Source organism: Serratia sp. PL17 (assembly GCF_017832355.1).
In the GTDB taxonomy this organism is placed as follows: Bacteria; Pseudomonadota; Gammaproteobacteria; order Enterobacterales; family Enterobacteriaceae; genus Serratia.
The window spans coordinates 1,351,920-1,374,561 of record NZ_JAFIBY010000001.1; the positions used below are offsets into that span (position 1 = coordinate 1,351,920).

The following is a 22,642-nucleotide window of genomic DNA, read 5'->3' on the forward strand; positions in this document are numbered from 1 at the left end:
GACTCTGGCCCCGTCATGCACTTACCCTTGGCCGTTCAGTTTTGTTTCCTCGGGCCTTTGCTTGCGCAGTAAATGCAACAGTAAGGACACGCGTCGCTCTGTCCGTTCCGGGCTATCCGGTGGCAAGTTATAACGTAAGCTATAACGCTCGTTTTTCTCATTGACGAATTCGATGAGAAGCACGGGGACTGAAGCCCCGACGACGTGTTGATAGTTCAATGAGATAGATGACAGGTCTCTTTTCATGAAAATACCCATGATCCATCAGCTCACAACGAGGGGGCGACGAGTTGACACAGCAATCCGTCCGATACCAAAGCTCAGTGCGGCACCCAATAACAGTATCAGTAAGGAACTCCATGCGGCACGGGACACTTGCTTGGCAGCCACATCCGCAGCTTCACGCGCTTTCTGCTCAGCCTGAGCCTTAAGTTTTTCGACTTTTTGCACCGCCTGCTGATATGCCTGGGCGTAATTATCAACGATTTGAGTCGCTTCGGCGCGGCTCTTACCGGTACGTGCAGCAACGATGTTCACCAACGCATCTTTATCCGCCGCGTTCAAAGCAGGTTCGCCGGATTGTTTAACGCGTTCGAACCATTGTTTAAGCTCTGTCGCCGCCTGCGTTGGAACGGTGGTGGCATCAGTGGCTGATTGCTTGCCGTCCGTTGCTGCCTGTTCGGTTTTTTGCGTCAGCGTCGATGGATCTAATTCAGGCTTACCGGTTTGCTTGAGTGTGGTGGTCAACTGATCCTCCAAATCCCCCCAGTCCAGGCTAATACCTTTCTTATCAAGTTGCTGCTTGACGCTATCACCAATACCCGGTGCGGCTGCCGCAAGGCCATTGCCCGCCAGCGATAACCCTTTACCCACGGCGTTTCCGGCCAAACCGACAACGCCGCTCGCCAACGAAACCACCAACCAGGTCGTCAGCAATGTGGTCACCGCCCAGCTCAACAAGCCGTGCAAGCCTCCACGATCAGGTGCGGTTCGGCCAGCGATAAATGCCCCCGCGGCTAGCGAGATCAGCGTGGAGACAAAAAGCCAAATCCCGGTCCCTACACCGAAGCCGCTTAACGGATTGCCTTCATGCATCGGGTCCACGGCAGATGCGCCAACAGCGGTACCCAGGACGCTTAATATCAAATAGGTCACCAGCGCCATGGCACTCCCGGCCAATATTGAGCCCCATGAAACGTGAAACGCAAAGCGATTGGATTCATAGACAGTGGTCATTGTTCTTCCTTATATTTACTGGACAAGTGGTTGTACGCGCAGCATCCACCGCGCCGACAGAATCAGTCTGCCGCTGTGCACCACCGATCGTCCCGGTTCATTTGCACTGCTAAACCTAGTGCATTCACACCCCGCGAATGCATGACTTACGCACTATGCTGATCCTGAAGTCGCGTAATTTACAGGAGCTCCGATCGCCGCTTGGCGGCCCGGGACCTTTCGTATTTTGGAGAAAACATGAGCCAGGCCGTACTCGCCAGCGAAACTAACCGTAGCCAATTACAACAGATCATCTCAGGGCTGACCGAAGGGGTGATGTTGATTGAAATCGACCAGACTATTCTTTGGGCCAATGAAGCCGCGCTAAGCATGCATGAATTGAGTCATCTGAGTGAACTGGGGGCAAATGCCCAAGAGTACGCTGAACGTTTTGCCCTGCGATATCGCAACAATCATCCGTTAACGGCGGATCAATACCCGATCAGCCGGGTTGCCAAGGGTGAGGCGTTTAGCGATGTGCTGGTGGAGGTGAAACCCACCACGGAGCCAGACTTCATTTGGGTTCACCGGCTACGCAGCCTGATTATCACCGACAGCCAAGGGCAGCCCGAGTTGCTGGTGTTGATCTTGAGCGATGCCACTGAATGGGCGAGTGCGGAGGAGCGTTTTGAAAAAACGTTCAACGCCAATCCCGCCCCCGCCGTGATCTGCAGCCTGAGCGATCTGCGTTACATTAAGGTCAACCAGGGGTTTCTCGACATGACCGGCTATAGCCGCGACCAGGTCATGGGCAACTCGGTCTACGCATTGGATGTACTGGAGCAGGCAGAGCATAAAGAGCAAGCCGTACAGCGCCTGATTGACGGGGAAACCATCCCGCAGATGCAAGCAGAGCTGAAATTACCGGAGGGGGGAACCAAGCTGGTCATCGTCGCCGGTCAGCCGTTAGACGTTAATGAAAAAGAGTGCATGCTGTTTACCTTTACCGATCTGGAACCCCGGCGTAAGGCAGAGTCAGCCTTGCGTGAGAGCGAAGAGCGATTTGCCAAATCCTTTCGCTTGAGCCCGGTTCCCACGCTGGTATGCACGGCTGACAAACAGCAGGTGTTGGATATCAATGAAGCCTTTATGAAGACCACCGGATATGCCGCTGAGGAGCTCATCGGTAAGTCGGTCGACGACATCAATTTTTTTGACGGGCAAGGGGAGTGCCAGCGCTTGTTTGCCGCGTTGGGGAAAACCGGCAACGTCGAGAGTCAGGATTTCAAAATCCGGAAAAAGGGCAATGATGTGATCGATTGTGTGGTCTCAGCCGATGCGGTGAGTATTCAGGATGCCCCTTGTTACCTGCTTGTGCTGATGGACATTACTGAGCGTAAGCGTTCAGAGCTTGAATTGGTCGTGGCTATCGAGGAGGTGATGCAAGATGCGTCCTGGTTCAGCCAAACCCTGCTTGAGAAACTGGCCAATGTAAAAAGCATCAACAAGCCCAATCTGTCAGGGTTTTCCTTTACCGATCTTACCGCCCGCGAGCGCGATGTATTGGGGTTAATCTGTGAAGGTTTGCCGGACAAGAAAATCGCGACCCGGCTCAATCTTGCCCCCAATACCGTACGCAATCACGTGGCTACGGTGTATTCCAAACTTGACGTGCATAGCCGCAGCGAAGCTATCGTTTGGGCCAGAGAGCGGGGGCTGTTTGCGGGTGAACGGCAGCCTAAAAACGGCAAATAGGGTGCAAATGGACTAGTTCTTCCCATGCAAACTGGCCTTATGAACCCGTGATTTGCGGCTTAACATTGAGGACAAGTCACGGCATCTGTCTCTACCGATGCCGAAGCTGACCTAACCTCAGGAGAGCATAATGAACAGCGATAAGATCAATGGTGTTATGGACAAAGTTGTGGGTAAAGCACAAGAAGTGGCGGGTGACGTGACGGGCGACGAGCAGTTACAAGCCGAAGGGACCACCCGTTACGTTGCTGGTGCAGTGCAAGAAAAATACGGTGATGCTCTGAACTGCATCAGTGATGCCGTCAGGAAGAAGCCGCTCGCTACCGTTGCTATCTTTGCCGGCGTGAGTTTACTGGCTGGCCTGCTGTTACGTCGCCGTTAAGACAGGTTTAACTTCTGATATCGCCCGCATTTCGCGGGCGAACTGCTTCAAAATGGGCCGGTCATTGACAGCCTGACTTATTCATCGCCTTTCGCCCCGCAGTCATCTTTGTCCGCTATCCTTCCCTGAACAGAATCAAAACCATCTTGGGCTCTGTTTTGCGTCTGGCGCATACGTCCTATATATTTATTCATAGGCCCTGAGGCCGTTAGGGAATAGTGATTCTTGATCCAACTAGTCACCGATTACTAGGAAGCTATCATGCATAAAAGAACACTGGCGACATTGCACTACGAGAATATGCCTTACGACGGGGTGTACTACCATATCTTAAAACGTGAGGCGCAAGGGCACACGGCGCTGTTGAAACTTGATGCTGGCAGTAAGCAGTCGGCCCGTATGCATCCGGGCTGGGTTAAATTGATGGTCCTGTCCGGTGAGCTCAACGTTGGGGACCAGACTTTGCAGTCTCATGAAATGTTGATGATCCCGGCCAAAACCGCGTATACGGTAGAAGCCATAACAGAAGTGTTCTGTCTGGCGATTTCTGAACTCGATGGGGTAGAACTGGCTCGTTAAAGAGTGTACTTATCAGATTAGCCTGGTGGGTGTCATGGGCTTATCTGGTGGAATTCCCCGTCAAGCTGCGGGGAGTTCTGATTTACGCTGGAAAACGGCCTGGGCTTAACAAAGGCATCCCTTTTTGTCTGCTGAGATCCATCTCGCGCCGTTTTCTGAAACGATATCCCCCATCTTGCGTATCCCGTTGCTTTCAGAACATCACCCTGTCCTTGTCTCTCACTGCAACGCCTTGAATGATCAGGCAGGGGATATAAAACACGTAAGTGACCAAATAACCATTTGGTCACTTGTTGTGGATCGCCGCTCACCGAGATAAGCTATACAGATGAATGAAAAAATGAATACACCACAGACGCGGGGCCCTTCGGACCACAGTGTTCGCGATCAGGTCGTGGCAGCCGCTACCGAATACTTCGGGCACTACGGTTATGAAAAAACCACGGTGTCCGATCTGGCCAAAGCGATCGGCTTTTCGAAGGCTTACATCTACAAGTTCTTTGAATCCAAACAGGCGATTGGTGAGGTGATCTGTTCTAATCGCCTGGCGATGATTATGGCGCTGGTGGACTCAGCCATCGCCGATTCGCCAACCGCGTCAGAGAAGCTAAGACGCTTGTTCAAGGCGCTGTCGGAGACCAGTAGCGACTTATTTTTCCATGACAGAAAACTCTATGATATCGCCGCCGTCGCCGCACGCGATCAATGGCCTTCGGTGAAGTCACATGAAGCTCATCTGCTGCAAATCATCCAACAGATCCTCCGCGAAGGGCGTGAGTCCGGAGAGTTTGAACGCAAGACCCCGATGGACGAGGCTGCCAGTGCGATTTATCTGGTGATGTGTCCCTATATCAACCCCGTACAGCTGCAATACAACCTCGAAACCGCCGGGGAAGCCGCGGTACTGTTGTCGGGCCTGATATTGCGCAGTTTGTCGCCTTAATATGAATGGTGACCATTGACTTAATTGGTCACTAGTCGGAGAATGCGGTTCTTGTCCTGTCAATGACGTAAGGGAACCCCATGCTCCGGCTCAGACCTGCCACTATTGGCGCTTGCCTGTTACCCCTGGCCTTGGTGGCCTGTGATAACGTATCAACCGTCGACGATCCGCGTAATAAGCCGCCGCTAGTGAGGGCGGCTGTGGTAGAAAATGCGGTCGACATCTCCCGGGCATTCACCGGCGTCGTGGTCGCCCGAACCCAAAGTGACTTGGGATTCCGTGTCTCTGGCAAAATACTTGAGCGTCTGGTCGATACCGGCCAGTCCGTCAAACGCGGCCAGCCGCTGATGCGGCTGGATCCGGTTGATCTTGGTTTGCAGGCGCGGGCACAGCAACAAGCGGTGGCTGCCGCACGGGCGCAGGCTCGGCAGGCGACGGCCGATGAAGCTCGCTACCGGGGGCTGGTCACAACCGGCGCAGTTTCGGCGTCGGCCTATGATCAGATCAAGGCGGCGGCGGATACCGCAAAGGCACAACTCAGTGCCGCAGAAGCGCAGGCAGATGTAGCCCGGAATGCGTCCGAGTATGCCGTTTTGCTGGCCGACGCCGATGGCGTGGTGGTGGACACGCTGGCCGAGCCAGGACAAGTTGTCAGTGCTGGGCAAGCCGTGGTGCGACTGGCGCGTGCGGGGCAACGCGAAGCCATAGTGCATCTACCGGAAACCTTGCGTCCGGCCATCGGCAGCGTGGCTATGGCCCGTCTGTATGGGCACGACACGGGAGCGGTGCCTTCAACATTACGCCTGCTTTCTGATGCAGCCGATGCTTCAACACGGACGTTCGAGGCCAGGTATGTACTTAACGGCCCGCTGGCAGGAGCCCCCTTAGGTTCAACCGTCACCCTTGATATCGCCAAAAACGAAAGCGCTGCGCCACTGCTGCAGATCCCCATCGCCGCACTCTTTGATCCCGGTAAGGGTACCGGCGTATGGGTTATTGCCGGTCAGCAGGCGGCTGTCGCCTGGCACCCCATACAGGTACTGAGCATCAGCGACGATGTCGCCAAGGTTGCCGGCAACCTTAAGGCGGGTGATCAGGTTGTGGCATTGGGTGCCCATTTGCTGCGCGACGGTGAGCAGGTCAGGGTGGCCCCCGTTTTGCCAGGAGCCGCCCATGAGTGAAGGACGTTTTAATCTCTCGGCGCTTGCCGTTCGCGAACGTGCCATCACGCTGTTTCTGATTCTTCTTATCGCGGTAGCCGGTGCCCTTGCGTTCTTTGAGTTGGGACGGGCAGAGGATCCCCCCTTTACGGTTAAACAGATGACGGTCATCACTGCATGGCCGGGCGCGACCGCGCAGGAAATGCAGGATCAGGTCGCCGAACCGCTCGAAAAACGGATGCAAGAGCTGAAGTGGTATGACCGCACCGAGACTTATACCCGCCCCGGTCTGGCTTTTACTATGGTGTCATTGGCAGACAAAACACCGCCTGCCGAGGTGCAGGAAGCCTTCTATCAGGCGCGCAAGAAGCTGGGTGACGAAGCTAAAAACTTACCTGCCGGCGTCATTGGGCCGATGGTCAATGACGAGTTCTCTGACGTAACCTTTGCGCTGTTTGCTTTAAAAGCCAAAGGGGAACCGCAACGTCTGTTGGTCCGCGATGCAGAGTCCTTGCGTCAACGTTTACTCCATGTACCTGGCGTGAAGAAGGTCAACATCATCGGGGAGCAGGCCGAGCGCATCTTCGTTTCATTTTCCCACGATCGGCTCGCCACGCTAGGGGTTACCCCACAGGAGATTTTCTCCGCGCTGAACAGTCAGAACGTCTTAACGCCCGCAGGTTCGATCGATACCCACGGGCCGCAGGTATTTCTTCGCCTTGACGGTGCTTTCGATACCCTGGCCAAGATCCGCGCCACACCTATTGTGGCCCAAGGGCGCACCTTGACGCTTTCGGATGTCGCGACAGTGGAGCGCGGCTATGAAGACCCAGCGACCTTCATTATTCGCAACAACGGCGAGCAGGCGTTGTTACTGGGTGTTGTGATGCGCGAAGGCTGGAACGGACTGGATTTGGGGAAAGCGCTTGATGCTGAGACCAGCAAAATAAACGCGGATATGCCGTTGGGCATGACGTTGACTAAAGTCACCGATCAATCCGTTAATATCGGCTCGGCGGTCAATGAGTTTATGGTGAAGTTTTTCGTCGCACTCCTGGTGGTAATGGTCGTTTGCTTCGTCAGCATGGGATGGCGAGTGGGCGTTGTTGTCGCTGCGGCTGTCCCTTTGACGCTGGCCGTGGTGTTTGTCGTAATGGCGTCCACAGGCAAGAACTTTGACCGCATCACGTTGGGATCGTTAATACTGGCGCTGGGACTGCTGGTTGACGACGCCATCATTGCCATTGAAATGATGGTGGTAAAGATGGAGGAAGGCTACGACCGTATCAAAGCCTCTGCCTATGCCTGGAGCCACACCGCAGCCCCCATGCTGGCCGGGACGCTGGTAACAGCCATTGGGTTTATGCCTAACGGTTTTGCACAGTCAACGGCTGGCGAGTACACCAGTAATATGTTTTGGATTGTCGGTATCGCGCTGATCGCCTCCTGGGTGGTTGCGGTGATCTTTACACCCTATTTAGGGGTAAAGATGCTGCCGAACATCAAGACGGTTGAAGGCGGCCACGCAGCTATCTATAACACTCGCCACTATAATCGTTTTCGCCGTTTATTGGCCCGCGTCATCACCCGCAAATGGTGGGTGGCAGGGGCCGTGGTGAGTGCTTTTGTTTTGGCCATCCTTTCCATGGGGCTGATCAAAAAGCAGTTTTTCCCTACCTCCGACCGTCCTGAAGTATTGGTTGAGGTGCAGATGCCCTATGGCACCTCTATCGAACAGACCAGCGCTGCCACCGCGAAAATTGAAACCTGGCTGAAAAAGCAGAGTGAGGCCAAGATCGTTACGTCGTATATCGGCCAGGGTTCGCCACGTTTCTATCTGGCGATGGCGCCGGAGCTGCCCGATCCCTCGTTTGCAAAAATTGTGGTGCTCACCGACAGCCCGGCAGCCCGTGAAGCCCTAAAATTCCGCCTGCGAGCGGCGGCGGCAGACGGACTGGTACCCGAAGCGCGAGTGAGAGTGACGCAACTGGTGTTTGGCCCGTATTCACCGTTCCCCGTGGCGTATCGCGTTTCGGGGCCGAACCCCGACAAACTGCGTGAGATTGCAGGGCAGGTCGAGACCGTGATGCAAGCCAGCCCAATGATGCGTACCGTCAATACCGACTGGGGGCCACGCGTGCCAACGCTGCATTTCTCGTTGGATCAGGACCGGCTGCAAGCGGTGGGTCTGACGTCAAACAGCGTGGCGCAACAATTACAGTTCCTGCTCTCTGGCGTCCCGATCACCGTGGTGCGAGAGGACATTCGCGCGGTACAGGTTGTAGGGCGCGCGGCGGGGGATATTCGTCTCGACCCGGCCCAAATAGAAGGATTTACCCTTGTGGGCTCTGCCGGGCAACGTATTCCGCTGTCGCAGGTGGGCGAGGTCGATGTACGTATGGAAGATCCTGTCCTGCGGCGTCGCGATCGTACCCCAACGATGACCGTGCGAGGTGACATTGCTGAGGGGCTGCAACCACCCGATGTTTCCACTGCGATACTGAGTGAGCTCAAGCCGATCATCGACCAATTGCCTGCCGGCTATCGCATCGAGCAAGCGGGATCCATTGAGGAATCAGCCAAGGCGACCCAAGCAATGTTGCCGTTATTCCCAATCATGATTGCGCTGACGTTGTTGGTCATCATCCTGCAGGTGCGCTCGATATCGGCAATGGTCATGGTGTTTCTCACCGCACCCTTGGGACTGATTGGCGTCGTACCCACATTGCTGCTGTTCCAACAGCCATTTGGCATTAACGCCCTGGTCGGCCTGATCGCACTGTCGGGTATTTTAATGCGTAATACCCTGATCCTGATTGGCCAAATTACTGACAATCAAAAGCAGGGCATGGACCCGTTCCATGCGGTGGTGGAGGCCACAGTGCAACGTGCCAGACCGGTGTTGCTTACGGCATTGGCAGCCATATTGGCGTTTATTCCGCTGACCCATTCGGTATTCTGGGGCACTCTGGCATACACTTTGATCGGCGGTACGTTCGGTGGAACCATCATGACATTGGTATTCCTGCCTGCCATGTATGCCATCTGGTTTAAGATCCGCCCTGGCAAAGGGTGACATTGTCACCTATTTACGCAGCCCAAGACTTCACCTGGCGGGGCCCATAAGGGATAAGGTTAAGATGATGACGAATTTGTTAACACATTTTCCTGAGGCCGCACTTAAGGCGGAAGCAGAAACCTTTGAGACGCTGTTATCTCAGCCAAACGTGCAGATTGAACGTATCATCTCTAGCGGGCAATCAAGCCCGCCAGATTTTTGGTATTGCCAGCCGCAAAATGAGTGGGTCATCGTTTTACAGGGTTCTGCCGGTTTGCGGTTCGAGGATGAACCTGAGGTGCGGATAATGAATATCGGCGACTTTGTGAATATTCCGGCACAACGTCGCCATAGGGTTGAATGGACAGATCCCAACACGCCGACCGTTTGGTTGGCTGTCCATTATGGATGAATCAGTCTAGGGGTTGCAGGACCAATGGAACGAAAACGTACGATAGCAGGGTAACGATATGATTATATTGGATTATAATTTTAGCGATGTAAGGATTTATCCACCACACCGTACAACCTAAAACTTGTCGCCAAGCCCATCCCGATAGCCATTTCAATGTTGCGTGAAGCCCCAAGAAACGGGCATAACCCTAGAAACTTAACTAACACAAAGTTGTTAACTAGGACAGTGCCCAGGAAAAGGAGCGCATATTCAGACATAATGTTTTCTGTAACAAATTGAAATATATGATCACGTACCGTGCCTACACTTTCAACCCCAAAAAAAGTATGACAACACTCAAAGCCAAGTGTGCAAAAACAGTTTTTCGTCGATTTACTAGTCTTGATAAGCGGCAGGTCAACGCCATGCTCAAAGGCCTATTGCTCCAGTACATAACAGAAGCGTAATCATTTTTTAAACATCCGTAAAACTATAACAAAAAATACCGGTACAAAAAATATTGCTAATAAAGTCCCACTTATCATGCCACCAAAGACCCCAGTTCCAATGGCATGTTGAGTGCTGTCACTAGCACCACTGGCGAGCATCAAGGGTACGACTCCCAGCGTAAAGGCCAGTGAAGTCATCATAATTGGCCGTAATCGTTGTCTGGCTGCCTGCAAGGTCGCAGCGACAATATCCATACCCTGCAAACGTAATTGTCTGGCGAATTCAATAATCAATATGGCGTTTTTGGTCGAAAGTCCAATGATCGTTATCATTCCCACCCGGAAAAAAACATCATTCGACATATTAGCAACCATTACCGCAAGCACCGAACCCGCCAACCCCAACGGAACGACTAATATTACAGCAAAGGGTATTGACCAGCTTTCATAGAGTGCGGCAAGCACCATAAACACCACCAGGACGGATAACAAAATAAGTGCTGGAAGTTGAGACGCTGATTCTCTTTCCTGTAGCGAACTACCTGCCCACTCGGCTCTGAATCCCGTAGGTAATACACTCGCAAGGCGATCCATCTCTGCCATGGCGCTACCGCTTGCTTTCCCCGATGCAGCACTTCCGGTCACTCTGATTGCGGGATAGCCCTGATAGCGATTTAATTGTTGTGGGGCCTGGACCCAAGACGGCGTTACGAAAGAAGAAAGTGGTACCATTCCACCTGTTTTGTTTTTGACCGATACTTTCAGTAAGTCAGTTAACTGCATTCTGTAAGCGGTATCAGCCTGGACTATAACCTGCTGAACGCGGCCGTCATCCGTGTAGTCATTAACATAATAAGAGCCAGAAGCAGCAGAGAGCGCCTGGTTAATCTCATCAAATGACACACCGAAAGCTTCGGCTTTTTCCCTGTCCACATCCAGAGAGACACTTACTCCTTCGGGAAGTCCGTCAATGTGAACATCCGTTAGCAGCGAACTTTTGTTGGCATGTGTGATGAGTTTTTCGGCTGCCGCTTTCAAAGCAGGGTATCCTTTTCTTGCCCGGTCTTCGATATACAGCGTAAAGCCCGATGACGTCCCCATATCAGAGATAGCAGGGGGCAGCAGGCTCAGCGTAGCGGCGTCAGATGCTTCCCCCAAAGCAGTTTGCACAAAATCTGCTTCGCCCTGAGCTGTCGCGCCGTTTCGATATTGCCAATCTTTTAATGTGGTAAACGCCATCGCAGTGTTAGAGCCCGACCCGGAAAAACCAAACCCGAGGATCATCACATTACTTTCGACAGCTTTACGCGTCGAAATGACATCCTCAAAACGCTTCACGGCTGCAAGTGTTCGTTCCATAGTGGCATCTGAAGGCAGTTGGATGGATGACATAAAGTAGCCTTGGTCTTCATCCGGCAAAAATGATGAAGGTAGATTTTGCAGAGCAACCAACAGTAAACCGCAAAGCGCGGTATAAAACAGCAACATCCTTCCAGTTCGTTTCAGTACATATCGCAGTCCTGATTCATAATGAGCTGATACGGCATTAAAATTGCGATTAAACCAGCCCGAAAAACCTTTTTTATCCCCATTTAGTTGAGTATGCGGTTTTAGTAAAGAAGCGCAGAGCGCCGGAGTCAGCGTCAGCGCCAAAAATGCCGAAAAGAGAATCGACACGGCCATAGAGAGCGCAAACTGACGGTAAATAACACCAACTGAACCACTGGCGAACCCCATAGGAATAAATACGGCGGTTAACACCAGAGTAATGCCGATAATGGCGGGGGTAATTTCGTTCATCGCCTCACGAGTGGCCTCTTGTGGTGACAATCCCTTCTCTTCCATCAACCGCTCAACATTTTCCACCACTACGATCGCATCATCTACAATGATGCCGATAGCTAACACCATGCCAAACATGGTCAATACGTTGATAGAAAAACCGCATAACAGCATGATGGTGAACGTACCCAATAACGCCACTGGAGCCACAATAGCAGGGATCAGCGTACAACGGATTTTATGCAGGAACAGCAACATCACCAAGAAGACCAAAACCATCGCTTCAATAAAGGTATGGATAACTTTCTCAATCGACAGCTTGACAAAGGGTGCCGTATCAAACGGTACTGAGAACGCCATCCCTTGTGGCAAGTCAGCAGAAAGCTCTGCAAGTCGTGCATGAATACCGGCTGCCGTACTGATTGCATTAGCCCCCGGAGCAAGTTGGATCGCCGCCGCCGTCGCAGGAAAACCATTTTCACGTATCGCAAAGGCATAACTTTGTAGACCAGACTCCACCCGGGCAATATCTGCCAGCTTTAAGCGGGCGCCGTTGGTATCCGCTCTAATCGTAATATTGCGGAACTCTTCTATCGTAGCGAGCTGCCCTTTCACTATAAGCGGATACGTCACACGCTGGTCGGATGCAGCAGGCTCATTGCCAATACGACCTGGTGAAACCAGAACATTTTGTTGGCTGAGCGCAGTGATCACTTCATTAACTGACAGCTTAAAAGTGTACATCTTGAGTGGATCCAGCCAGATGCGCATAGCCTTTTCCGCACCAAACAACTGGACTTTACCTACGCCGGGAACACGACGTAGCTCATCACTAACATTACGGGCAAAATAATCGCTCAAATCAGCTTCCTGATATGTACGGGAGGGCGATTTCAATCCCACCATCATCAAAAATCCTGAGTTTGCCGCTTCTACACTTACGCCATTCTGCCGCACCGCCTGTGGAAGGCGCGGTTCAACCACTTTGATTTGGTTCTGAATATCCATTTGGGCAAGTTTGATATCGGTCCCAGGCTTAAACGTCACCGTAATGGATGCTGAACCCGAAGTGTCGCTGGTTGACTCAAAATACAGCAGGTGATCCACCCCTGAAATTTCACGTTCAAGCAGAGAGACAACCGATGTGTCCATTGTTTCCGGCGTAGCACCGGGATAACTCACGGATATCGTCACGGTAGGCGGTGCCACTGCTGGATATTGAGCCACCGGCAGTTTAGGGATCGCCAGAATACCACTTAGGGTAATAAATAACGCTATCACCCAGGCAAAGACAGGACGCTCAATAAAAAACTGAGACATTGAAGTTAATCCATATTGATTTCTGAATTATAAAAAAAGACTGACGTGATTTACGCCATTTTTTAAGCATGGAAGCGATCATTCCTCTTCCTCTGTGCTTACTCGCTTACCAATATCCTTAAGCTGCGAATATTTCTCCAGCAACTGTGGACCATCATCAAGACTGGTGGCAAACATCCACATATAGGTCATCACTGAATAAATATGCCCGGCACTGATCCCCTTTGACTTCGTCATCCAGATAATGGTCAGACTAAATAACATGGCGACAAGCACACCAATCGACAGGTACCCCGTAGCTTCACGGTCAGAGAGGCGTATACGTAATTTCGCAAGCGTAGAATAATGTCGCTTCAAAGATAACGTTGTAGCCTTTGTAACAAAGTCAACCTCCTTCTCAAGACGATTATTCAGCTTGTTATATAACACCTCATTTCTCTGGGTAAAACCGGGTAGAAAACAGGCGAGAAAAGCCAGAATGACCAAACAGGCAATGCCTGCCCAAGATTCGATAATCAACAACATTACCGCCGCACCGATCATCGATACCAGCGAAGTAATGAGCATAGGCAAGTGCAATTCAAAGAAATCAACAAACTCTCTCGACAACGCTACTCGCGCCGCAACGGTTGAGTGATTAAGATTATTTTTACGTTGCGTCATGACCACAGAAACCGCCAGAACCGCATAAATTCTGGTAAAAGTACGGGTATCCACGCTTCTGCGCGCTGCGCCTAGGCACCAGATAAATAATATCATCAGCCCATAAAGCACGGCATTTAATGTCTGCCCCGACAGTATGGCGTTAATGGAGACACCAGCAATAATCGGGTACAACAGATAGGTGACGTTTTCGGCAACAACCAGCAAAAAGGTAAAGAACAACTTTTTGCGGTGGCGACTGGCCAGTGATTTCAAGGTGCCGGAAGCACTTCCGCTTGCGGAGTGCACAGGGAGATTTTCAGTGTTCATTAGTGACAATTCTGCTAAAATAGAGCAATCGCTCAACAATGGAAGTATGCTATTTGAGCAATTGCTCAAAGTCAATAGGGGTGACAGATGCAAGCTAAATCTGAGCTAATGAGAGAGAAGATTCTTAAGGCTGTTGTTGAATTGTTTATCGAGAAGGGTGTTGAAAAGGTTACAACGCGCGATCTGACAGAATATTTAGGCATATCTCGTAGCCATATTTATCACTACTTTAAAGACTGGCAGACCCTGAGCCTTGCTGCAGTAACAAACTTTATGAACGACGAACTCGAAGAGTTTCGTTCACTCATTCAGCCTTTATCCGCTTGTCAGAAACTGGAGGAATATATTGATGGTATGATATCCAACTCTCCAGATCCGACACGAAAGTTATATGGTTATTTATGGTCACTCTCAAGCTATGACAAAGCCTACGCGAACTTGATGCAGACTTTTTTGGGGGAATGGCATTTGGTATTGGCGAGCATTATTCAGTCAGGTATGGACGAACGCACGTTTCACATTGTCGATGCGCAACGCGTGGCACGGCAATTAGATGCCATGCTATTTGGTTACAGTGAACACCTGTTAACCTTACCCTCCGAAGGTTTAGTGAAGCAGGTGAAAGAAGATATAGACGATTTTATTCACCGAAATATACTGGCATTTTGACGAAGATTTAACATCAGAACGGTACACCGACAAACGCCTGCATAATTGTAAAGCGTAACGAGAAAGCTCTTTTGGAGAGCCATCCATATAACGAGGGGAAACGTAAGTACTGATCAGTAAGAGAAGTGGAAACAAAAGCGGTAAGTTAGTAGTGGTGTCAAAGTCGCTGGTTTGGAGCAACGCTCAGCTGGTTAAGTACAAACATCTGAGGCATCCTCAGAGAAATTGGTGGATATGAAGAAAGTAGCTCTAAACATAATGTCAGCAAACAAAATATGTGGAGGGGGCTTAACACTATGATTTTATGTAAACCATCTAGATTCATGAAGTAAGTGAACAATCAACATGATTTAACATAATATACATTATGCGCACCAAGGTGATGGTACGTAGAATCTGGGCTTTTGGCCTTTGTCATGGGCTTTCACCCATATAATGCTTCAGGCTGATTTTTGCGCCAACCACACTGTACGTCCTCCGCATTCAGGATCTTCGAAAACCGTCTTCAGGACATCAAAACCATTTTCATGCAGCAACTGCCGGTACTCTGTTGGTGCCAAACTTGAATGATACAGCGGCTCCCCTTGAAACATACCAATGGCTTCGCCATCACTGGTGCCACTGGTAAACATCAATACCGCTTTGCTTTTGGCATGCGCTGCGAAAATCGTAAACATCCGGCGTTGATCATCTCGCGGCAAATGGAAAAAACTATCCCAGGCAATCAGCCCATCAAACATTTCACTGAGCGCCAATGTGCGCATATCCATCACACGCCACTGTTGATGTGGGAGTTTTTTCTGACATGCATCAATCATCGATTGCGAACTATCAATCCCCATCACGTCAAAACCCCGCTGAGTAAAATACGCAGCGATTGGCATTCCATTTCCACATCCGATATCCAGAATCCTACCGGTGGCTGGCACTAAACTCAAAAACCTGTCCAACCTCAAAGAGATCCGTTGAACGTAGTTTTCCCCAGGCTTCTGCATGCCGTTCGTATAAAGCTATGATGCTCCCGGCTGAAAAATGTGTCATTTGCCCTCCCATACTTTCAACATATGCTTGAATCCTGTACGTAATGACCAACATGTTATGATGACCGGGCATTGATTTGCTGCAAATCACGGCTAATGGCTTAAATATAGCCTCAAAACACCCTCTTTTTTGATCGCGCTACGTGAAATCTGAGGAGCGGTGGCTACATTCACCTTGCAGACTTCATCAAAACGCACCGTTCTAATCCGCTACCGAAGGCATAAAACCAGGATTTTACCCTGGCTGCGTATCAGGATGCCTGACCCAATATATGCATTCCAGCTGTCAACAATGCCATTTATATTTGTGACATTGTAACATGACTATCAACCATGGAGAGTTTATGTAGGCTATGCATTTATGACCTATTACGGCAGAAAAAAAACTTAATCAAGATTACGCAGAATGGAATTACGTGACGGTGTCACTCACCCCATCCTGTTAATCACTCTATAAATAACCGTTTACCAGCAAGACCTTAGATCACATATGAAAGCAAGAAAGTCATGCCTAGTGCCAATACCGAAGCGATAAAGGTTGCTGTGGTGTAGTACTTGAAGGTTTCATTTAACGTTGCGCCACAATATTGCTTCACTAACCAGAATAGCGAATCCGTCACGATGGTACAGCCTATAGCACCAGACCCAATGGCAATCGTCACAATCTCCGGGCTCACATTGGGATAAAGCGACAACATTGGCGCGACAATGGCCGTCGCCCCCATCATGGCTACGGTGGCTGAGCCCACGGCGGCATGCAAAATAAGCGCGACTAGCCACGCCAGCAGAATCGGATGCATATGCAGGTTGGACAGCATCACTGCCAGGGTGTCAGCTAAACCGCTGGTTTTCAAAATGCTATTGAATGCTCCGCCAGCACCGATGATCAACAAAATATTGGCGATGGAAGAAAAACCGGTTTCTGTGTGGCTTAACAGGGCGCTCATCCCCATATGTCGACGGATCCCAAGCACGTAGTAAGCTACGAACACAGCAATAAACATGGCGATAATCGGGTTACCGATAAACTCCATGGCAGCAAACAAGTGCCCTTCTTTATTCATATTGAGTTCGGCGACCGTTTTGACAAGCATCAACACGATCGGCAACAAAACGGTAAACAAGGTTGCGCCAAGGGATGGCAATGTATGTTCTTCCCGCACGGCCAGATTGGAAAACTCTGGTGGTACCGCTTTAAACGGCAGGCGCTTGCCCAGCAACTTCAGGAACAGCGGCCCCCCGACCAATGACGCCGTCAGCCCGACGATCAGCCCATAGACAATCACCGTGCCTACGTCTGCGCCCAGCTTGTTCGTTACAAACAACGCTGCTGGATGAGGAGGAACAACACAGTGCACCGCCATCAATGCAGTACACAGAGGGATCGCCAGCTTTAGCAATGAGGTTCCCGTTTTTCTGGCGATGGAGAATGCCAGCGGGATCAGCAAAACGACCCCCACCTCAACAAACAGGGTGATGCCGCAAACCAAACCGACCAACACCATAATGACATCGACAGAAAGCCAACGGCAGCGCTGTAGCGCAAGACCAATTCGCTCTGCCGCCCCAGAAACCTCCATCATCTTGCCCAGGATGGTACCCAACCCGATGACGGCCGCCAAAAAGCCCAAGGTGCTGCCGATGCCGTTTTCGATGGCATTGACCATATCAATCGGCCCCATGCCCATCATGCCGCCGACAAAAAAGCTCGCGAGCAACAACGCCAAAAACGGGTGAAATTTAAACCTAACGATAGTCAAAATGATAAGCGCAATACTGGCGATCAGCGTGACAGCAACCCAAACGTGTGAATCCATAGCCTCTATCCCCTGCAATTAACCTGCCTTCATTGGACAGGAAAACGACGAACGGTGACAAACGATAAAAATCCACGCTCACATGAGTAAAACAGAATCAAACGAGTGACTTACGCCAAGAAATGGTGCAATTTAGCGACATGGGTCAACTTTACTCACCAAACAAGTGCGTTAAGCGCAGATATTTTTTAAGCTCCAGGGGGCGTTATGGCGGCAAATCACCTGTTAACGGGTCAGCATCGTTCACTTAATGGTTGGCAATTATCACGGTTGTATACCTTTGAAGTGGCAGCGCGTCATGAATCATTTGCGATGGCAGCTGATGAGCTTTCGGTCAGCCCTAGCGCCGTCAGTCATAACATTAATCAGCTTGAGGCGAATCTGGGTATTCAACTGTTTGTCCGCTCTCATCGTAAGGTGGAACTCACCACGGAAGGCAAACGGGTTTTTTGGGCGCTGAAATCGTCGTTCGGTACTCTGAACCAAGAGATTTTGGATATCAAAAATCAGGCGTTGTCCGGGTCATTAACCGTTTACTCACGGCCATCGATCGCTCAGTGTTGGATCGTGCCGGCACTGGCGGACTTCTCTCGCCGCTACCCTGCCATCAATCTGACGATTCTAACTGGCAATGAAAATGTGAACTTCCAGCGGGCGGGGATCGATCTGGCGGTGTACTTTGATGCGACGCCGTCTTCACAGCTGCATTATCAATACCTGATGGACGAGGCGATCATCCCCGTATGTAGCCCGGAATATGCCAATAAATTTGAGCTGGTCAACTTTCCAGGCAACCTTTCACATTGCACCTTACTTCATGATAGGCAAGCCTGGAGCTATGACTCCGGCACCGATGAATGGCACAGTTGGGCTCAGCATTTCGGCGTGAATCTGGATACCTCTCCGGGAATAGGATTCGATCGTTCCGATTTGGCAGTCACAGCAGCGATGAATCACGTCGGCGTTGCTATGGGCCGTAAACGTTTGATCGGTAAACAACTCAGTACCGGTGAGCTCGTGGCACCCTTCCCCAAAATGGCGTTGAAATGCGATCAGCACTACTATGTGTCGACCCTTTCCGACCGTCAGTGGCCAAAAATAGATGCGTTCATTGTTTGGCTAAAGGCATTGGGAGAGCAGCCCCTGTAATTAGCGACGCCACGTAGAAATGATACCCGAAAATAATGCCACACGTCGTAAAGCAGGCGTTAATTCCCCTTGTTGATTGTTTCTTCAATTAACGTGGCATTGCCGGTGAAAAATCCACCGGTAAAGATATAACACCAATTTTATTGCCAGTATTATTTATCAATGTAACCAAGGTGTCTTTTAATGGTGAAAATGGTTGATAACGTGAGATGAATGGCATTTTACTTTGCGAATTAGCTCAGCATGCATAAAATGTTTTAACATTTACGGCATAAAACAGTACAATCCTGCCCGTTAATATCGCGCTATTTTAGGATATATGTGTCGTTAATTCGAACTGCCACATCGCGAAGTTCTCTCCCTGCCTGTTTGGGGATTTTTGCGATCCTGATGTTGTTCATTGCCCCGGTGATCTCTCGATCGCTGGAGCATGCACGTGTCGGGCAGTCTGAATCTACGGGTATGCCTGATTGCGGTATGGATATGTCGATGCCCATGCATCATGAGCCGCCGCAGGACCAGACCAGTAAGGCCAGCTCGCACAGCATGCCGATGTCCATGCAGACCGGCAGCCATAATATGGCGATGATGATGGATGACAGCGCCTGTGGATATTGCGTATTGCTTATCCATGTGCCGCTGTTGGACCTGGCTTATTCCCCTCTGTTTTGGTCAGGTTCGTTGCTGTCGCGCGCGCCACCGGCCCATTATATCTTTCCATTATTTGCCCATGTGATTCACGCCGAGTCGCAACCCCGCGCTCCACCAGCATCACTTCCTCTGTTTTAAAAAATTAATAGACCGCAGCCAAATGACGCCTGTTGAAACTATTCAACCAGGTGGGTTACTTATGCCTATAAATTCTACCGCTGCCAGTCATTTTTCATCACCCCCCTTCTGACGTTATTTTTTACGCCGGAACTGGGCCAACCCTTTATTAACGGCGGCGTTATGCTCCGGGCGTACTCACGTCTCAATAATACCCGGTTGTGATGAAAACTATTTTTAGCGTCGAAATTTGCATTAAGGAACGATGATGTTCGGAAAAACCACAAACTATACCAAGCGCCCTCTGTCACTGCACATCAGCGCGGCAATGCCCCTGTTTCTTCTGGCGGCCTTTAATACGCATGCAGCAGAACAGCACCAGCATGACTCGGCGGTTAAAAAGAATGACGGTGACGTGATCACCGTGACTGCACCGCTCTATTCCCCCATGACCATAGTGACATCACCGAAAACGCCACGCCAACCAGTACCCGCCAGTGATGGCTCGGATTATCTGAAGACCATCCCTGGCTTCTCGCAGATCAGAAATGGCGGTACCAATGGCGATCCGGTGTTCCGCGGCATGTTTGGCTCACGGCTAAAGATTCTCACCGACGGGGGGGAAATGCTGGGTGCCTGTCCTGCAAGAATGGATGCCCCAACCTCGTATATTTCACCAGAAAGCTACGACGTGCTGACCATCACCAAAGGCCCACAAACGGTACTCTGGGGGGCGGGCTCATCGGCAGGTACCGTGCGTTTTGACCGCGAGCGTCCGCGCTTTGATCAACCGGGTATCAAAGGCAATGCCAGCGTGTTGGCCGGTTCTAATGGGCGCTGGGATGAAAATATCGATGCCAGTCTGGGGGGCGAACAAGGCTATCTGCGCCTGATGGGCAACAAATCCCGCGCCAACGATTATCAGGACGGTAATAGCGAGCGCGTGCCGTCGCGTTGGGACAAATGGAATGGCGATCTGGCCATTGGCTGGACGCCAGACAGCGACACCCTGCTGGAAGTGACCATGGGCCGCGGCAATGGCGAAGCCCGCTATGCTGGCCGCAGTATGGACGGATCACAGTTCAAGCGTGAAAGCCTCGGGATGCGCGTGGAGAAATCCAATATCGGCGAGGTGTTAGATAAAGTGGAAGCTCAGGTGTATTACAACTACGCCAACCACATTATGGATAACATGACCCTCCGCTCTCCAGGGCAAGGCGGTATGGCAATGGGGCATATGGGGATGTCCATGCCAATGCACAGCGCCGGTATGGCCATGCAGTTGGATCGACGTACCGTCGGCGGCCGCGTGATGGGCACCTGGTTGTGGCAAGATTTCAAGCTGGAAAGCGGTATGGACACCCAAACGAACACGCACCGCAACAAACAGGGCAACGATTGGCAAAAAGATGCGCAATTCCATAACTACGGCGCCTTTGGCGAGCTGACCTGGACCGCAACGGAACAAAGTAAGGTTATCAGCGGTGCTCGCATCGATCGCAGCCTGGTCGATAACGATAAATACGGTAATGACACTGAGCGTTCAGACACATTGCCGAGCGGGTTTACCCGTATCGAGCATACCTTACCTGGCCTTCCGCTGATGGTGTACGCCGGGATAGGTTATACCGAGCGGTTCCCTGACTATTGGGAGCTGTTCTCTCCGACCTTTGGCCCGAACGGCAGTAAAAACCCGTTTGATAGCGTGAAGAGTGAAAAGACCACGCAAATCGACATTGGCGCGCAGTACACTGACAAACGCTTTAACAGCTGGGTTTCGGCATACCTTGGCCATGTGAATGACTTTATTCTGTTCAAGTATGATCCGCACCACGCGCGTATCAGCCAGGCCGATAACGTCAACGCCACAATTATGGGTGGTGAGATGGGTATGGGTTACCAACTGACCGAACATTGGAAAACGGATGCCAGCCTGGCCTATTCCTGGGGTAAAAACACCACGGATAACCAACCGTTGCCGCAGATCCCACCGTTGGAAGCACGCTTTGGTTTGACCTATGAGCGCGGCGACTGGAGCAGCACGGGACTTTGGCGTGTAGTTAGCAGCCAGCACCGCGTAGCGATCAACCAAGGTAACGTTGTGGGCAAAGACTTTGCCGACAGCCCGGGCTTTGGCGTACTTTCTGCTAATGTGGCGTATAAGGTTAATCCACATGTCAAACTCAGCACGGGTCTGGATAATATCCTCAATAAAACCTACAGCGAGCACCTCAACCTGGCGGGTAACAGCACCTTCGGTTATTCATCCAATACGCCGGTCAACGAGCCCGGGCGCACACTCTGGGCCAAGGTTAATGTAACCTTCTAAGCAGAACCGGGCGATGCGCCGTCATCGCCCGGCAAATGCCCCTCAGGGTACATTATCAATGTAGGCTGTGTCTTCGCTCCCAGGCACGTTGAATTGCCTGGATGAACCCTGAATAATGTCTTATGTTTTCTCTCCCACCTTACTACAACAAGGCGCAGCAATACGCCACGACAGAATGTTATCCTGTCGCGTCAATAAATTCACATTAGAAAAATGAGAGGATCGGTGTCATTCCTCGTGCTGAATCCCGAACCGAATATAATAATATTTTCATTTTCCATTGGTTCTTTCCGGTAAAAACCACTCATTATTCATTGGTATTTTTAGAAAGACATTTTTGTCGATTGAAAATAGCAATGGCTATTGCATTTCATGCGTCAGGCTATAATCATGTAAACCTAATAATTCAAAAGCTCAGTATTACGGAATCGTTCCCATCAGAAATATATTATAAAATAAATTTCTCCAACCTTTCAGACCAGTCCTAAAACCTTAAGAATTCGGCACTTAATCTTATGCATCATGACATTTGAATAAGTCAAATTCACAACACGAATAAACTGGATTCACTCTAAAGTGCAGATTAATTTGACTGGTTAATTAGCATTTTACGGCATATATCACCGAATCAATCGATCGAGATTTCATATCGAAGACCAAATTTTAATAGACATCACCTATCGTTAGGTTGATTTAAGATCGGTTTAAACAACCTGACATTCAACATTCGAGTCATTATAGTGAGCCCCACAAAAATATAGATTTTAAAAATCAATAAAAACCCTACAAATAAAGACGACGCTATCACGTTAATACGGCACGCCTTTGTGTTTTTTTCCTGAAAACAACGCGGAAAGATTG

15 protein-coding genes and 2 pseudogenes are annotated in these 22,642 nt (G+C 50.5%); 11 read left to right on the forward strand and 6 right to left on the reverse strand.

Going from position 1 to position 22,642, the window contains the following annotated elements; genetic code table 11:
- Positions 1-264: 264 nt before the first annotated feature.
- Positions 265-1,236 (reverse strand): hypothetical protein, encoded by a 972-nt coding sequence (locus tag JOE25_RS06590; RefSeq protein ID WP_209633442.1) that lies wholly within the window; start codon positions 1,234-1,236, stop codon positions 265-267.
- Between the two features lie 237 nt (positions 1,237-1,473).
- Between JOE25_RS06590 and JOE25_RS06595 the strand changes: the two genes are divergently transcribed.
- From JOE25_RS06595 to JOE25_RS06625, 7 genes are all read left to right on the forward strand, one after another.
- Positions 1,474-2,970: a helix-turn-helix transcriptional regulator gene (locus JOE25_RS06595; protein ID WP_209633444.1), complete on the forward strand. Its 1,497-nt coding sequence runs from the start codon at positions 1,474-1,476 to the stop codon at positions 2,968-2,970.
- Positions 2,971-3,100: 130 nt separating this feature from the next.
- The gene (locus JOE25_RS06600; RefSeq protein ID WP_209633446.1) at positions 3,101-3,352 is read left to right on the forward strand and encodes a CsbD family protein; all 252 of its coding nucleotides are present in this window, start codon (positions 3,101-3,103) and stop codon (positions 3,350-3,352) included.
- A 261-nt stretch (positions 3,353-3,613) separates the two neighbouring features.
- A complete protein-coding gene (locus JOE25_RS06605) occupies positions 3,614-3,931 on the forward strand; it encodes a hypothetical protein (protein ID WP_209633448.1) in 318 nt (105 codons plus the stop codon).
- Positions 3,932-4,259: 328 nt separating this feature from the next.
- Entirely contained in the window at positions 4,260-4,874 is a 615-nt protein-coding gene (locus tag JOE25_RS06610) for a TetR/AcrR family transcriptional regulator (RefSeq protein ID WP_209633450.1), read from the forward strand.
- An 80-nt stretch (positions 4,875-4,954) separates the two neighbouring features.
- Positions 4,955-6,055, forward strand: coding sequence for an efflux RND transporter periplasmic adaptor subunit (locus tag JOE25_RS06615; RefSeq protein WP_209633452.1), 1,101 nt, complete (start codon positions 4,955-4,957; stop codon positions 6,053-6,055).
- Positions 6,048-9,110, forward strand: coding sequence for an efflux RND transporter permease subunit (locus tag JOE25_RS06620; protein WP_209633453.1), 3,063 nt, complete (start codon positions 6,048-6,050; stop codon positions 9,108-9,110). The genes JOE25_RS06615 and JOE25_RS06620 overlap by 8 nt, the downstream gene beginning before the upstream one ends.
- Before the next feature lie 64 nt (positions 9,111-9,174).
- Positions 9,175-9,504 carry a cupin domain-containing protein gene (locus JOE25_RS06625; RefSeq protein ID WP_209633455.1) on the forward strand — a complete coding sequence of 110 codons (330 nt, stop codon included), beginning with the start codon at positions 9,175-9,177 and terminating at the stop codon, positions 9,502-9,504.
- A 113-nt stretch (positions 9,505-9,617) separates the two neighbouring features.
- Here JOE25_RS06625 and JOE25_RS06630 read toward each other — a convergent pair.
- The 3 genes and pseudogenes from JOE25_RS06630 to JOE25_RS06640 form a co-directional block, all read right to left on the reverse strand.
- Positions 9,618-9,764 (reverse strand): annotated as a pseudogene (locus tag JOE25_RS06630) (Rnf-Nqr domain containing protein); the annotation flags it as partial.
- Between the two features lie 189 nt (positions 9,765-9,953).
- A complete protein-coding gene (locus tag JOE25_RS06635) occupies positions 9,954-13,037 on the reverse strand; it encodes a multidrug efflux RND transporter permease subunit (RefSeq protein WP_209633459.1) in 3,084 nt (1,027 codons plus the stop codon).
- A 78-nt stretch (positions 13,038-13,115) separates the two neighbouring features.
- Positions 13,116-14,009, reverse strand: a complete 894-nt coding sequence (locus JOE25_RS06640; RefSeq protein ID WP_209633460.1) for an ABC transporter six-transmembrane domain-containing protein — start codon at positions 14,007-14,009, stop codon at positions 13,116-13,118.
- Between the two features lie 87 nt (positions 14,010-14,096).
- Between JOE25_RS06640 and JOE25_RS06645 the strand changes: the two genes are divergently transcribed.
- Positions 14,097-14,678: a TetR/AcrR family transcriptional regulator gene (locus JOE25_RS06645; protein WP_209633462.1), complete on the forward strand. Its 582-nt coding sequence runs from the start codon at positions 14,097-14,099 to the stop codon at positions 14,676-14,678.
- 440 nt (positions 14,679-15,118) lie between these two features.
- On the opposite strand, the pseudogene JOE25_RS06650 reads toward JOE25_RS06645, so the two are convergent.
- Together JOE25_RS06650 and dsdX are read right to left on the reverse strand one after the other, a co-directional pair.
- A pseudogene (locus JOE25_RS06650) lies at positions 15,119-15,719 on the reverse strand (class I SAM-dependent methyltransferase).
- 478 nt (positions 15,720-16,197) lie between these two features.
- Positions 16,198-17,535 carry a D-serine transporter DsdX gene (gene dsdX / locus JOE25_RS06655; RefSeq protein ID WP_209633465.1) on the reverse strand — a complete coding sequence of 446 codons (1,338 nt, stop codon included), beginning with the start codon at positions 17,533-17,535 and terminating at the stop codon, positions 16,198-16,200.
- Positions 17,536-17,742: 207 nt separating this feature from the next.
- Here dsdX and dsdC point away from each other — a divergent pair, with 207 nt between their 5' ends.
- The 3 genes from dsdC to JOE25_RS06670 all read left to right on the forward strand — a co-directional run bounded on the left by dsdC (position 17,743) and on the right by JOE25_RS06670 (position 21,781).
- Positions 17,743-18,684 carry a DNA-binding transcriptional regulator DsdC gene (dsdC, locus tag JOE25_RS06660; protein ID WP_209633467.1) on the forward strand — a complete coding sequence of 314 codons (942 nt, stop codon included), beginning with the start codon at positions 17,743-17,745 and terminating at the stop codon, positions 18,682-18,684.
- 321 nt (positions 18,685-19,005) lie between these two features.
- Complete coding sequence (locus JOE25_RS06665) at positions 19,006-19,473, forward strand: DUF2946 domain-containing protein (protein WP_209633468.1); 468 nt, start codon at positions 19,006-19,008, stop codon at positions 19,471-19,473.
- A gap of 307 nt (positions 19,474-19,780) precedes the next feature.
- A complete protein-coding gene (locus JOE25_RS06670; RefSeq protein ID WP_209634206.1) occupies positions 19,781-21,781 on the forward strand; it encodes a TonB-dependent copper receptor in 2,001 nt (666 codons plus the stop codon).
- Positions 21,782-22,642 lie beyond the last annotated feature (861 nt).